12 protein-coding genes are annotated in these 15,357 nt (G+C 51.7%); all 12 read right to left on the reverse strand.

What is annotated here, in order from left to right; genetic code table 11:
* Positions 1-366: 366 nt before the first annotated feature.
* Positions 367-1,641, reverse strand: a complete 1,275-nt coding sequence (clpX, locus tag F7P81_RS08940; protein WP_075655371.1) for an ATP-dependent Clp protease ATP-binding subunit ClpX — start codon at positions 1,639-1,641, stop codon at positions 367-369.
* Between the two features lie 345 nt (positions 1,642-1,986).
* Positions 1,987-2,613, reverse strand: coding sequence for an ATP-dependent Clp protease proteolytic subunit (locus F7P81_RS08945; RefSeq protein WP_022712351.1), 627 nt, complete (start codon positions 2,611-2,613; stop codon positions 1,987-1,989).
* Between the two features lie 182 nt (positions 2,614-2,795).
* The gene (gene hflX, locus F7P81_RS08950) at positions 2,796-4,217 is read right to left on the reverse strand and encodes a GTPase HflX (RefSeq protein WP_116088227.1); all 1,422 of its coding nucleotides are present in this window, start codon (positions 4,215-4,217) and stop codon (positions 2,796-2,798) included.
* 263 nt (positions 4,218-4,480) lie between these two features.
* On the reverse strand, positions 4,481-4,717 hold the full coding sequence (gene hfq, locus F7P81_RS08955) for an RNA chaperone Hfq (protein WP_022712353.1): 237 nt from the start codon (positions 4,715-4,717) through the stop codon (positions 4,481-4,483).
* A 362-nt stretch (positions 4,718-5,079) separates the two neighbouring features.
* Positions 5,080-5,883, reverse strand: a complete 804-nt coding sequence (locus tag F7P81_RS08960; protein ID WP_028233973.1) for a glycosyltransferase family 32 protein — start codon at positions 5,881-5,883, stop codon at positions 5,080-5,082.
* Between the two features lie 29 nt (positions 5,884-5,912).
* Positions 5,913-7,289 carry a Trk system potassium transporter TrkA gene (gene trkA / locus F7P81_RS08965; protein WP_075655375.1) on the reverse strand — a complete coding sequence of 459 codons (1,377 nt, stop codon included), beginning with the start codon at positions 7,287-7,289 and terminating at the stop codon, positions 5,913-5,915.
* A 2-nt stretch (positions 7,290-7,291) separates the two neighbouring features.
* Positions 7,292-8,653 carry a nitrogen assimilation response regulator NtrX gene (gene ntrX, locus F7P81_RS08970; RefSeq protein ID WP_022712355.1) on the reverse strand — a complete coding sequence of 454 codons (1,362 nt, stop codon included), beginning with the start codon at positions 8,651-8,653 and terminating at the stop codon, positions 7,292-7,294.
* 93 nt (positions 8,654-8,746) lie between these two features.
* Complete coding sequence (locus F7P81_RS08975; RefSeq protein WP_151159241.1) at positions 8,747-10,999, reverse strand: sensor histidine kinase NtrY-like; 2,253 nt, start codon at positions 10,997-10,999, stop codon at positions 8,747-8,749.
* A 93-nt stretch (positions 11,000-11,092) separates the two neighbouring features.
* A complete protein-coding gene (locus F7P81_RS08980; RefSeq protein ID WP_151159242.1) occupies positions 11,093-11,497 on the reverse strand; it encodes a hypothetical protein in 405 nt (134 codons plus the stop codon).
* A 78-nt stretch (positions 11,498-11,575) separates the two neighbouring features.
* Positions 11,576-12,982, reverse strand: coding sequence for a nitrogen regulation protein NR(I) (gene ntrC, locus F7P81_RS08985; RefSeq protein WP_246176096.1), 1,407 nt, complete (start codon positions 12,980-12,982; stop codon positions 11,576-11,578).
* Positions 12,983-13,090: 108 nt separating this feature from the next.
* A complete protein-coding gene (locus F7P81_RS08990) occupies positions 13,091-14,212 on the reverse strand; it encodes a two-component system sensor histidine kinase NtrB (protein ID WP_151159244.1) in 1,122 nt (373 codons plus the stop codon).
* The gene (dusB, locus tag F7P81_RS08995) at positions 14,212-15,231 is read right to left on the reverse strand and encodes a tRNA dihydrouridine synthase DusB (protein ID WP_151159384.1); all 1,020 of its coding nucleotides are present in this window, start codon (positions 15,229-15,231) and stop codon (positions 14,212-14,214) included. Before dusB ends, F7P81_RS08990 begins: the two co-directional genes overlap by 1 nt.
* Between the last annotated feature and the right edge of the window lie 126 nt (positions 15,232-15,357).

Consider the following 15,357-nt stretch of genomic DNA (forward strand, 5'->3'; position numbering starts at 1 on the left):
CACAATGACCCCCGTTTCATCAGCAAATCACTGCGTGCATCGACTGTATAATTGGCCACCCGTTGCCGCTATTTCAAGCACTGTTTATGCTTCATACAGCAGAATAAATCAGCGCATTTATGACCACCGGATCAAAATGCAATTTTCATACCCATCTTTTAAAGCGGTTTCGCGGTTAAAGAAACGCCTAAAGTGCCGGTTTCGCCGTGTTTCCCCTATCGTCCACAATCCAGCACAATAAAATATGATATTTTAACTCATAAATATAAGAACGTGAGCTCTTGAACGTATATTCAAACGAAAAACGCTCAGGATTGCTCCTGAGCGTTTTTAATTTTCGTCACAGCTGACAGGCTGTTTGTTTCCTTAAGCGGAAACCGTGCCTTTTTCTTCCTTACGGTCGCCATAGATGTAAAGCGGCTGCGCTTTGCCATCCACGACTTCGCCGGAAATAACCACTTCCTGAACACCTTCCAGTGTCGGCAGGTCAAACATGGTATCAAGCAGGATTTTTTCCATGATCGAACGCAGACCACGGGCACCGGTCTTACGCTCTACCGCACGGCCAGCAATTGCCAGCAGCGCATCTTCATGGAATGTCAGCTCAACATTTTCCATCTCGAACAGACGCTGATACTGCTTCACCAGAGCGTTTTTCGGCTCAGACAGGATCTTGACCAGAGAGGCCACATCCAGATCTTCCAGTGTCGCAATAACCGGCAGACGACCGACAAATTCCGGAATAAGACCGAATTTCACCAGATCTTCCGGCTCCAGCTCGTGGAAAATCGCACCGATACGGCGTTCATCCGGCGCTTTTACAGTCGCGCTGAAGCCGATGGAGGTCTTTTCGCCACGGGACGAAATGATCTTATCCAGTCCGGCAAATGCACCACCGCAAATGAACAGGATATTGGTTGTGTCCACCTGCAGGAATTCCTGCTGCGGATGCTTGCGCCCGCCCTGCGGCGGTACGGAAGCCACAGTGCCTTCCATGATCTTCAGCAGAGCCTGCTGTACGCCCTCACCGGATACGTCACGGGTAATCGACGGATTATCGGCCTTACGGCTGATTTTATCCACTTCGTCGATATAGACGATACCGCGCTGCGCACGCTCGACATTGTAGTCGGCAGCCTGCAACAGTTTGAGAATGATATTTTCAACATCTTCACCGACATAACCGGCTTCGGTCAGTGTCGTGGCATCAGCCATGGTGAACGGCACATCAATGATGCGCGCCAGTGTCTGTGCCAGATAGGTCTTACCGCAACCGGTAGGGCCAACCAGAAGAATATTGGATTTTGCCAGCTCAACATCACCGCTCTTTGGCTGGTTAGCCAGACGCTTGTAATGATTATGAACCGCAACCGACAGAACACGCTTGGCATGGCTCTGACCGATGACGTAATCATCGAGAACCGCCATAATTTCCTGCGGGGTCGGAACGCCTTCACGCGACTTCACCATCGAGGATTTGTTTTCCTCGCGGATGATGTCCATGCAAAGCTCGACGCACTCATCACAGATAAAAACGGTCGGCCCCGCAATCAGCTTGCGCACCTCATGCTGGCTTTTTCCGCAAAAGGAGCAATAGAGCGTATTTTTGGAATCGCCACCGCCGTTGCTGACTTTGCTCATCGCAGTTTCCTTTCAGTAATGGCCGCCCGCTGTCCGCAACAGGCACCAAGTTCTAACCGTTATGTCTTCCCGACCGAAACCGACATGAACGGCAGTCGTCTTTTTAGGCACAAGACCCAAACAATCACTTAACACAGCATTCAGCATAAACAGGCAAAAGACAGTTTTACAACCTGTCTACCGCACTGTTTTATGCGACAGTACAGTAAAAGCGGTAATGGCAGAAAAAATGTGGCTAAAATTATACAATGCCGAAGATTTCTGCCGGAAAACCACTTGTCACGAAATTCCGGTCTTCAGAAAACTGATCCGTTTTTCAGGCAAAACGGATCAGAATCCGGTTTATCAGTCTTTCTTTTCGCCGAGATCGCGTGATTCGATCACTTTATCAATCAGGCCGAATTCGAGCGCTTCCTGAGCGGTCATGAAATGATCACGGTCGAGCGTACGCTCGATAGTTTCATAATCACGGCCGGTATGTTTGACGTAGATTTCATTGAGGCGGCGCTTCATCTTGATGATATCCTGCGCATGACGCTCGATATCGGAAGCCTGCCCCTGAAAACCGCCGGATGGCTGGTGAACCATGATACGTGCATTCGGCAGTGCCAGACGCTGACCGGTTGCACCGGCTGTCAGCAGCAGCGAGCCCATAGATGCCGCCTGCCCCATGCAGAGCGTGGAAACCGGAGGCTTGATGAACTGCATCGTGTCATAAATCGCCATGCCGGAAGTGACCACGCCACCTGGCGAATTGATGTACATTTCAATCGGCTTGTTCGGGTTTTCCGCTTCAAGGAACAGAAGCTGCGCGCAGATCAGCATAGCCATGCCGTCTTCAACCGGACCGTTCACGAAAATCACGCGTTCTTTCAGAAGACGCGAGAAAATATCATAGGCCCGCTCACCGCGTGCAGTCTGCTCAACCACCATCGGGACCAGATTCATAACGGTTTCAATTGGATCTCTCATCATTAACTGCCTTTGGCTATCGGAGAACGGAGCGAAACACTGCCGTCAGGATTCGTAATACTCAATACATAGGGCGAGGCGTACCCGTTTCGCAAGGTGTTGCGCTATAAACGCCCTATTCCGCCCCTGTCTAATCTTTCATACTTACCGAAATCTAAATGACGGCAGACTGCTGCACATCCTTAGCTGCGTTTTGTTACGGAAGCATATTTATCGCGGAATTTCTGCGCGGAACCGGCGGTCATATCCACATCGATAATCACCGAACCGTCTTCCTCATCCTGACGGCGCACATTGCTGCCATGACGGTAAATCCAGTCAATCAGACCGAACTGATCCGGCTGCAGGCTGACCTGCACCTTTTCCATCGCACCGGAAATACGGCTTTCGATCAAAGCCAGCAATTCAGGCGTACCCTGCCCCGTCAGCGCAGACAACGGCAAAGGCCGTGCATCTTCATGACTGCCGCTGCTCAGATTTTCCGCGCTGTCCTGCATCGGCTCGCTCAAACGGTCGATCTTGTTCCAGATCTCAATGACACGCTCATCGCCTTTTTTAATGCCGAGACCGCTGAGAATTGTCTCCACATCCTCAGCCTGCGCCGCATTGTCAGGGTCTGACATATCGCGCACATGCAGGATCAGATCAGCCTCAATTACCTCTTCCAGTGTCGCCTTAAATGCGGCAACCAGATGGTGCGGCAGGTTGGAGATGAAGCCAACCGTATCGGACAGGATAATCATATCGCCATGCGGCAGCCGCAGACGGCGCAAAGTCGGATCAAGCGTCGCGAAAAGCATATCTTCCGCCAGCACATCAGCACCGGTCAGACGATTGAACAAAGTAGACTTGCCCGCATTGGTATAGCCGACCAGTGCAATCACCGGATGCGGCACCTTACGGCGTTTCTGGCGATGCAGCTGGCGGGTACGCACAACCGTATCCAACTCGCGTTTGATCCGCAGGATTTTCTCCTGCAGCATACGCCGGTCGGCCTCGATCTGGGTTTCACCCGGACCGCCCATAAAGCCGCCACCACCACGCTGACGCTCCAAGTGCGTCCAGCTGCGAACCAGACGGCCTTTCTGATAGTTCAGATGTGCCAGCTCAACCTGCAGGCTACCCTCACGGGTCTGCGCGCGGCGGCCGAAAATTTCCAAAATCAGACCGGTACGGTCAATAACCTTGACCTTCCATTCGCGTTCCAGATTGCGCTGCTGCACCGGTGTCAGCGGATGATCGACAATCACCAGCTCGATTTCTTCACGTTCGATGCGTTCGGCAATATCCTCAACCTTACCCGTGCCAAGCAAAGTGGCCGGACGCGGCTGGGAGGTCTGCACCAGAAAACTGTCGATAATTTTCAGATCAATCGCGCGTGCAAGTCCCGCAGCTTCTTCAAGCCGCGCCTCATCACTCCGGCGATATTTCGGGCGTTCGCTCTCATCCTGATCGACGACCAGCGCGTAACGTTCCGGCAAAATCGGCACGACAACAAAAGCCCGTGTATCTTCTACTTTTGTTGTGAAAGGCTTTCTGCTGCTTTTCTGTTTGGCGCCGTCATCATAATTATCATCGGATGATAATTCATATGTTTCTGGCATCTCTGTTTCTGGCGTCAGATCAGCTGCCGGATCATTGCGTTTTTTCAAATGTGTATCCTGATTTATGTATCGCCTTTACCGGCCATCTTTGTCCGGAACGGCTTCTGTTCCCATCAGATAATCATCAGGGCTGCCTGCATCAATGAGCGCGCCTCAGATAATTATTCCCGTATTTACAAACAAATATATCCGCAGGCCTTGAGGCACTGCGGATATAAAAACATTCCGAAATTTCAGCAAACAGTCGTAATGACCTGTAATGCTTACTCTTCTTCGCCTTCAAACATCTGCACAGGCTGACTTGGCATAATGGTTGAGATGGCATGTTTATATACCAGCTGTGAATGTCCGTCACGGCGCAGCAAGACACAGAAGTTATCAAAGGATGTGACAATACCTGTCAGCTTAACGCCATTAATCAAAAAGATCGTCAGAGAGATTTTTTGCTTACGTACAGAATTCAGAAAGAGATCCTGAAGATTTTGCGATCGTTCAGCCATTTTTTTATTCCTTTATTTCGATCCGCAACCAGCACTGATTTCGGGGAGACATCCACCCTGTTTACAAATATGCCGCCTGAAGCGCATAGCCCGTAAACAGTTCATTTCCGAAGAAACAGCAGAAAAACTTCCCCTGTCATCCGGTTTTATCATCTGCCCCAGATATTGCACCTGTATATTGATACAGAATCAATAGTTGCGGGAATAATCCCACATTCCGCAAAGGGTTAACAGGCCGCTATTTTTTGCGCAACGTCAAAATGTTGTATGCTGCCGGATGATTAGCTGCCGCACAGTCAGAACTATGCCATTCAGGCCAAATATATTTTGTATCTGACCTGTATTCTGACAATTCATGGCGCTTAATCAGCCTCCGTCAGCTCACCTGTCTGCTTCAGCATCCACTCATAAAAGCTGCCCTTGCGCGCAACCAGCTCTTCCGGACTTTTGCGATGCACATGAAAACCGATAAATTCAGGATGGTTGAGCGGTTCCAGACCATATTTCGGATCAAAAATGTTCAGGCAGTCACGCGCCGTCCAGTAGTAAAAACTTTCTTTGGGCGCCGCATCATTGAAACAGCCATATTTTTTGGCCAGCCTTGAAATACCGTCATTGCCAAAAATGGTAATGCCGATCATAGCAGGGGTCACTTCCTTGCCGATAAGGCGGTACCAGAGCGGGCGCAAAACCCGTCTGCGCAAACCGAGCCATTTCGGCAGCGGATAATCACCGGCCATATAAGCATCAAATTCGGCAATCACCGGATGATCGGGCGGGAAATACAAAGCCGAAACGCCGACGCGCTCCCTGTTTTCACGCGCCAGATAGGGTTTGGATGCATCCGGATGAAACTGCTTATGCAGATAAACATCCGTATCCAGCCACACGCCCTGACGATGTTTCATCAGATTGATGCGAAAAATATCGCTGAACTGAACAATCGTCAGATTATCTTTCAGGTTCGGAAAACCGGGATCAAGACGGCGAAATGATTCAATCGGCATGATCGTTGCAGCATCATGCTGCTCCACGCCTTCCGGCAGATTTTCGACAGGCTGATAGCTGAACAGCTTAACCCGTTGTCCGGTTCTGACCATGGAAGTCAGGCACATATGATCCACCGGCCGTAATTGGCTGCCGTACCAGAATGTACAAATATCCATAAAACATACTCAATTTTAAAATGAGGCGCTTAAAAGAAATCGAGACTCACGCGGAACATCTGTTCTACGTGCTTCACCGCATCACTTGTCGCAAACATCACTACGCGGTCATTACGGCGAATATGCAGATCGCCATGCGGCTTAATAACTTTTCCGTCACGGTAAACCGCCCCCACCCGCAAACCGGCCGGCAGGTCGATATTGCGCAATGGCGCGCCGACTAATGGTGAAGTTTCAAGGGCTTCCGCCTCAATCAGCTCCGCCCGCCCGTCATAGACACTATGCACCGAGCGGATGCGTCCGCGCCGCACCTGCTGCAAAATCTTGGAAATCGTCACATTTTTCGGACTGACATAAGAATCAATACCAACCGTATGAATGAATTCCTGATAGGCAGAATTATTAATCAGCACCATATTCGACTTGCAGCCAAGGCGCTTGGCCATAATGCCGGACAGAATATTCGCCTGATCCTGATTGGTCAGTGCCACCATTAGATCAGCATCCTGAACTTCCGCCTCGCGCAGCAATTCCTGATCCAGCGCACTGCCGTTCAGAACAATTGTCTTATCCAGCTCATCAGCCACAAAAGCTGAACGCTCACGATTATGTTCAATGATCTTCAGCCGCGTATGCGGCTGGCGCTCTTCCATCTTTTTCGCAACATAGAGCCCGATATTACCGCCACCGGCGATAATAATCCGCCGCGCCTCAGGCTTGTCATGCCCGAACAGGCCAAGTGTACGGCGTACCTGCTCTACCGTTGTCACCACATAGGCCAGATCGCCTGCCAGCAGATGATCCTCGGAATGCGGCACAAACAACTTGTCATTACGCACCACGCCGACCACCGTTGACGGCAGATCAGGGAACAGATCGGTCAGCTGTTTCAGCGGCGTGTTGATGATCGGGCAGTCTTCCATACATTCAATGGCAAACGCGACCACTTTGTCATCGGCAAAGCGCAACACATCGGAAGCACCCGGCAAAGCGATACGGCGCAATACCATATCGCCGACTTCCAGCTCCGGCGAGATCACTACATCAATCGGCATATTATCGCGCGAGAACATCTCCTGATACTGCTTTTGCAGATAGGTCTGCGCACGGATACGGGCAATTTTGGTCGGCACATTAAACAGCGAATGGGCAACCTGACAGGCCACCATATTGATCTCGTCGTAAAGCGTGACAGCGATAATCATATCCGCTTCATCGGCACCGGCCGCTTCCAGCACATCCGGATGCGAGCCGTGACCGACAAAACCGCGCACATCAAGCAGATCACGCACGGCGTGGATCAGCTTTTCCGATGTATCAATCACCGATACATCGTTATGTTCCGCAGCGAGCCGCTCAGCAATACCGAAGCCGACCTGACCGGCACCGCAGATAATGATGCGCATAATTACACTCCGAGCGACTTGAGTTTACGGTGCAGAGCGGAACGCTCCATACCCACAAACTCAGCCGTGCGTGAAATATTACCGCTGAAACGGTTGATCTGTGCGACCAGATATTCCTTTTCAAACATTTCACGCGCTTCGCGCAGCGGCAGCGCCATAATATGCTGATCGGAATCAGTCGGTGTGCGCGGCAGCGTATCACCGATTTCCGCCGGCAGCAGATCAGCCGTTACCGGCGCATCCACATCATCGCCGCGCGCCAAAATCATCAGGCGTTCCACATTGTTACGCAGCTGACGCACATTGCCGGGCCAGCTATGGGATTGCAGAACCGCCATTGCATCATCGCTGATACGGCGCGGCTTGATACCGGCCTGTTCAGCCACCTGATTGATGAAGAAGGATACCAGCGACGGAATATCATCGCGGCGCTGTGCCAATGGCGGCACCTGCACCGGAACAACGGCCAGACGATGGAACAGATCTTCACGGAACAGACCTTCGGCAATCATGCCTTCAAGATTCTGCGCGGTCGAAGAAATGATACGCACATCAACCTTCACACGCTTGGTTCCGCCAACACGTTCAAACTGCTGGTCAACCAGAACACGCAAAATCTTGTTCTGGGTTTCACGCGGCATATCGGCGATTTCGTCGAGATAGAGAATACCGCCATGCGCCTCTTCCAGTGCGCCGACCTTGCGTTCCCCGCCGTCCATTTCGGTGCCGAAAAGCTCGATTTCCATGCGCTCCGGCGTAATAGCAGCGGCATTCACCGTCACGAAAGGCCCGTTAGCACGGCTCGACTGTCCGTGAATGGCACGTGCCACCATTTCCTTACCCGAACCCGAAGGGCCGGTAATCATGATACGGCTGTTGGTCGGAGCCACGCGTTCGATAGTCTGGCGCAACTGGTTCATCGCCAGCGAATTGCCAAGCAGTTCGAATGTCTCACCGGAGCGTTTACGTAAGTTAGAAACTTCGCGCTTAAGGTTTGATGTCTCCAATGCCCGCTCTGCCACGAGGATCAGACGATCTGCCTTGAACGGCTTTTCAATGAAATCATAAGCGCCGCGACGGATAGCCGAGACAGCAGTTTCAATATTACCGTGACCTGAGATCATCACCACCGGCAGATCCGGATGCAGTTTCTTGATTTCATCCAGCAATGCCAGCCCGTCCAGACGGCTGCCCTGCAACCATATATCCAGAAAAATCAGCCGCGGCACACGATCATTGATCGCAGCCAATGCACTGTCCGCATCAAAAGCTGTGCGGGTTTCGTGACCTTCGTCGCTTAAAATACCAGCAACCAGATCACGGATGTCCGTTTCATCATCAACGACGAGAATATCAGAAGCCATTTAATCCACCTGCCTTGTTCCCATTATCCTGCAGATTTACCACAAAGTGATCTATCCGCAGGTATTTATCATTCAGCTGCCTGCATCTGTCTGTCATGCCTGCAACTCCTCATTTGTCTGTGTCCCTGCCATTTCCGGCGGTGTTGCAGGGAAAACCATACGGATCATCGCACCTCTGCCCTGATAGAAATCAGCCGGTGCATCATGCAGTTCCATATGCCCGCCGTGATCCTCAACGATTTTTCTGACAATAGCGAGGCCAAGGCCGGTGCCTTTTTCGCGCGTTGTCATATAAGGCTCCAGCAGCCGCTGCCGGTTATCACCGGGCAGGCCTTTGCCGTTATCAATCACATCGACAATCAGCTGATCCTTGTCCTGATAGGCTTTCAGCAGAATATGTCCGTGATAATTATCTTCATCAGTAACCGCTTCAATAGCCTCGCTGGCATTCTTGATAATGTTACCAAAAGCCTGTCCAAGCAGACGACTGTCAAAATGGCCATAAAGCGGCACTTCACTCAATTGCTGCTCAAAACTGATCTCACTGCGGCTGACTTCCACCAAGAATGCGGCTTCTTTCAGCGAATCCCGCAAATCAATGGTTTCCATTTTCGGCTTCGGCATCCGTGCAAAGGACGAGAATTCATCCACCATACGACCAATATCGCCGACCTGACGGATAATCGTTTCCACACACTGGTCGAAAACCTCACGATCTTCGGTAATAACCTTGCCATAACGGCGGCGGATACGCTCGGCAGAAAGCTGGATTGGTGTCAGCGGGTTCTTGATCTCATGGGCGATACGGCGCGCCACATCAGCCCATGCCGTTGAGCGCTGTGCTTGTACCAGGTCAGTAATATCATCAATCGTCACGACATAGGAGCGTTCATCACCTGTGCCGTCCTCAATCGTGATCTGCACATTGAAGGTACGGGTCAGCCCGCCGCGCATCATCGAGACCTGCTCGCGGTAAACCGCACGGCCGGAATCATGTGCCACTTCAAAGACCTGTCCGATTTCCGGAATATGCGTGCTCAGGCTGGTACCGATAACCTCATCGGGCTCAAGGCAGAACATCTGCTCTGCCGAGCGGTTGACGATATTAATCAGCCCCAGCGCATCCACCCCGATCACCGCGGCGGTAACACCGGACAACACAGCCTCGGAGAAGCGGCGGCGCTCATCAATCTGGTCTTTAGCGGCCAAAAGATCGGTGCGCTGGCTTTTCAACTCAGCAACCATGTTGTTGAAAGTGCCGGACAATGCGCCGAGATCACCATCGCTGGAGCGCACCGGCACGGAAATATCCAGATTACCGACAGCCACTTCATCAGCAGCGCCGATCAGCTGGCGGATCGGCCGCACCAGACGGTCTGCCACAGCAATACCTGTCCAGATCGCCGGCAGCAAAACAATCAGCATCAGGCCGAAATAGAGCAGCGCAAAGATCACCTGCGTCGGGATACGGTTCGCCTCCATATCCTGATAGCGCTTGGTGTTCGCCTCCATCAGGCGCATGGAATCGAGAATTTGCGCATCAACAGCACGTACAGTGTAGAGATACACATCGGGTATCTCACGCATCTTGATAATCGCACCAACGAAGTTGCTGGTCGGACCCGGCGGAATAATCACCGGATTACCGTCCCGTGCCGTTTCAACCGCCTCAGACGGCGGTTGCGGCAGATTTGCGCCGCCCTGTTCGCTGCGCAAGGCAATCGAGCCGTCTTCGCGCAATAATTGCGCACCGAGCAAACCGCGACCCAGCGCCTGCAAGGTCATCAGCTGCACAAAACCGTTACGGTCGAGACTATAGAGCGTGCGTTGCGCATCCATATCCTGCAGCATCGAATAGGTGGTGCTTTGCAGGTTACGCGCGGTTTCATTGATATAACCATTGGCAAGGCTGATCGATGAATTGACGATATTGCGCGTATTGGTTTCAAACCAGCGATCCAGCCCGAGATTGAGCGTTACGCTGGCGACAATCGCCACAACAATCGCCGGAACCGCTGCAATCAGTGAGAACAACGCCACAATGCGCACATGTAAACGCGCGGCAGCACGGCCATGACGGCGCGCCTGTGTGATGCGGAAAATCTCGCGGATAATCAGCGCCAGCAGGCTGACGACCAGAACCACATTGATGATAATCAGCGTCAGCGTCACATGCAGATCAGGAACAATCGGCGTGACACCGATCATAATCAGAAAGGAGACAAGTGATGCAATAATCGACAGGACAACAATGATCACACCCGGCAGAGCCAGCAAACGTCTTTGTTCACTCACCCGTGCAGGTTTAAATTCGCGCAACCACTCAAGCAGACTCGTCTTATCCATTTCGTTAATCTATTATAAACCGTTGCCGTCATGCAACAGAATGTTGCACATATGCAACGTTATCGCTGTGCGAATTAAAATATATTAGCTTTATTAAAGGTCGCGAATTTCTTGGGATATAAATCTCAAAGTCATAGGTCTGCCAGCAACCGCTCCCCCCATACTTTCCGTAAATGGCACAGGTAATGACTTATTAAGCGCTTCTAAAATAGAAACCACAAAGGCCTTGGAAAGCTCATCATTATTTATTTTTTCGGTAAAAGTTGTGCGTGGCTTGCCTATGAGAGTTCCATCGCGCCGCAGAGAAAATCGCAATGTAATACTCATCCCCGCAGTTCCTTTCGGTGGTTGCCAGCACGCATAAAGAGCCGAAAACATTTCATTGATTGAATTCACCGGCTTACGATCATTACAACGCCTGTCTTCCGCAAAAGCAGCTACTGGAACTACAAACACAAGCGAAATCGATGCAAGCAGCAGCGTTCTTATAATGCTCATAAAATATATTCCCTATATATTATAATTACTTAAATACACCTCTTGAAATTTTTACTTTAAAAATCAAACAAATTTCCATCAACCCCTAAAAATATTGAGGTCGTGGTCGCGGATTTTTTTGCGCAGCGTGTTGCGGTTCAAACCCAGCAATTCTGCGGCCTTGATCTGATTGCCGGATGTGGCTGTCAGGCTTGCAGCCAGCAGCGGATATTCAATCTCGTGCAAAATCCGGTCGTATAGCCCCTGCGGCGGCAGTTCACCGTTGAAGGAGGCGAAATACTGCCGCAGATAAATTTCCGTCGCCTCACGTAAGTTAGTGATCTGATCCGCTTTCAGCCCTGTTTCATCAGCCTGTAATGACGGTGGCAGATGCTGCAATTCGTGACGGATAATCTCCGCATTAATCTCATCCTGCGGATAGAGTGCTGCAAGTCTACGCACCAGATTTTCCAGTTCGCGCACATTGCCCGGCCATGTGTAATGGCGCAGCGCTGCAAAACCCTCGGCACTGATCTGCTTTGGCGGCAGACCTTCCTTTTCCACCAGCCGGAAGAAATGCTGCACCAGATCCGGCACATCCTCGCTGCGCTCACGCAGCGGCGGCATACGCAGCGGCACCACATTAAGCCGGTAGTATAAATCCTCGCGGAACTGACCTTTGTGAATTGCCTTGAGCAAATCCTTATTGGTTGCAGCCACAATACGCACATCGGTTTTAATCGGCGTGCGTCCGCCAACGGTCATATATTCGCCCTGCTGCAGTACGCGCAATAGACGCGTCTGCGCCTCCATCGGCATATCGCCGATTTCATCGAGAAACAGCGTTCCGCCATTGGCCTGCTCAAAACGACCTGAAAAACGCTGCTGAGCACCGGTAAAGGCACCTTTTTCATGGCCGAATAATTCAGATTCAATCAGATCACGCGGAATAGCTGCCATATTGATCGCCACAAAAGGCCCGTTACGGCGACGGCCATATTCATGCAAAGCGCGGGCAACCAGTTCCTTACCCGTACCGGATTCCCCTGTAATCATCAGTGTCAGATCAGTCTGCATCATGCGTGCCAGCACACGATAAACATCCTGCATCGCGACCGAGCGGCCGACAAGCGGCATATTCTCCACCTGTTCGTCACTCTCCTGCTTTGCCTGCACCGGCTTTGGTTCGGACAGCGCACGACGCAGCAGGCTCACCATCTCGCTCAGGTCAAAAGGCTTTGGCAGATAATCATAGGCACCGGCTTCGGAGGCGCGGATCGCGGTCATGAAAGTATTCTGCGCACTCATCACCACTACCGGCAGATCGGGGCGCGCTTTGCGGATGCGCGGCAGAATTTCGAACACCGAACCATCCGGCATATTCACATCGCTGATAACCAGATCACCTTCGCCGCTCGTAATCAGCCCCCAAAGCGCCGCACGATTACTGGCAAGACGCACAGCATAACCTGCTCTGCTCAGCGCCTGATTAAGCACTGTGCGCATGGCTGCATCATCTTCCGCAACGATGATTACCGGTTCATTCAATGCCTCACTCCCACATATATAAATATTATATTACATGATATTAGATCGATATTTTAATATTTAAATTTAAACGACAGAACTGTCCTGTTTCCATATTGGCAACAGAATACGGAAAATGGTTTTTCCCGCGAAACTTTCACACTCAATCATACCGCCATGATCGGCAATGATCTTGGCAACCAAGGGCAAGCCCAGACCAGATCCATTGGTTTTGGTGGTAATAAACGGGTCAAACAGGATCGGCAGAATATCCGGTGCGACACCGCCGCCATTATCAATCACGCAATATTCCAGCGGCAGAGACAGGCGCTCGCCCGTCGCCGGTACAATCATATGCATGCCCGCTTTATAGGCAGAGGTCAGCAGGATCTCGCCTTTGCGCCCCGAGCGCTCTTCCGGCTCAATCGCCTCAGCCGCATTTTTAATCAGGTTGAGAAATACCTGTATCAGCTGATCACGATTGCCCCAGACACGCGGCAAAGACGGATCATAATCCTCGCGGATCGTGACATGGGATGCAAAACCGTGGCTCGCCAATGTTTTGACATGCCCCAGCACAGTGTGAAGATTAACGGCAGAGCGCTCAATCGGACGCTCGTCGGAAAACACATTCATCCGATCGACCAGTGCGACTATACGGTCAGCTTCATCACGGATCAGCTGTGTCAGTTCGCAGTCGGACTCATTGGCTGCATCGCGTGCCGACATTTCCAGCAATTGCGCCGCACCGCGAATACCCGAAAGTGGGTTCTTGATTTCATGCGCCAGCATTGCCGCCAGACCGGTGACAGAACGTGCCGCGCCGCGATGGCTCATCTGGCGATTGAGCTTCTCTGCCATGGCTGTTTCTTTAAACAGGATAACCACCTGATCCGGTATTTCACTGACCGGAGTCACCTGCACATCCACCATGCGCTCAGTGCCCATACGCGGCGATGACAGATCAATATGATATTCATTAACCGCTGTACCGCTTTGAATAACCTGCGTAATCAGTCCGATCAGCGGACTTGAAGGCGGCAGAAAATAATTGAGACCATGGCGCTTCAAGATTCCCGCACTGGAGCGGAAAAACACCTCAGCCTGCGCATTGGCGTAAATAATCTGTCCCGCAGCATCCGCCATTATCACCGCTTGCGGCAATGTATTCAGCACATGATCGGACAAAGAGAATGCAGCAGCGTCCATCAGGCAGCATCCTTCAGGGATTTTGTCCCTGCGACCGGTGACAGGCCGGTAAAAATATCCGTGAGAATGTCTGATACTTCCTGCGCATTGCCTGAGGTCATCAGCGCCTTCTTGACCGTATCAGGAACATTTGACGTATGACGTTCCATATACCAGCCCAGATGTTTGCGGGCATGGCGGATACCGGTTTTCTCACCATAATGCTCCAGCATGGCGTGATAATGCGCTAGAATATAATCGCTTAAGTTTAGCGGCGCGGCACCATGTGGTAAACCATTCAGTTCGCTTGCGACCTGCCCCGCCAGCCAAGGCTGACCATAGGCGGCACGGCCGATCATCACCGCATCGGCACCGGAGCGGCGCATAATTTCCTGCACATCGGCAGCACTGCCGACATCGCCATTGGCAACAAGTGGCACAGAGATCACCTCACGCACGGCGCGGATTGCATCCCAATCGGCATGACCGGTATAGAACTGACAGCGCGTGCGGCCATGCACGGTAATCATCTGCACACCGGCATCGACAGCGCGTCGTGCCAGTTCCGGCGCATTGATTGAATTGTGATCCCATCCAAGCCGCATCTTCAGCGTCACCGGCACTTTGACAGCCTGCACAGTGGCTTCAATCAGTGTCAGCGCATGGTCGAGATCACGCATCAGCGCCGAACCGGAATAACCACCTGTCACCTTCTTGGCAGGGCAGCCCATATTGATGTCAACAATATCCGCGCCTTCACCTTCAGCGATCTTGGCGGCCTCACCCATCCAATGCGCTTCACGGCCTGCAAGCTGCACCACATGGGTTTGCAGATCACCGCGTTCCATCCGCTTACGGCTTTCAGAATGATGATTGCACAACTCCGCACTGGCTACCATTTCGGAGACCACCAGACCTGCACCGGCCTCCCACGCCCGACGACGAAACGGCAGATCGGATATGCCGGACATCGGCGCCAGAAACACGCGATTGCGGATTTCCACCGGTCCGATTTTCAATGGCAGGGTTGCAGTCGTCATCATCAGCCTAAAAATTGTGCAATATCAAAAACGCTTAAACTTTAAGCAGATTTATAGGTTTTATCATCTTCATGCAAGAAAAAGCGGATTCGTCGCAATGCGATTAACCGATGAATCCATTATCAA

It is taken from the genome of Pseudochrobactrum saccharolyticum (assembly GCF_008801715.1).
GTDB lineage: Bacteria > Pseudomonadota > Alphaproteobacteria > Rhizobiales > Rhizobiaceae > Pseudochrobactrum > Pseudochrobactrum saccharolyticum.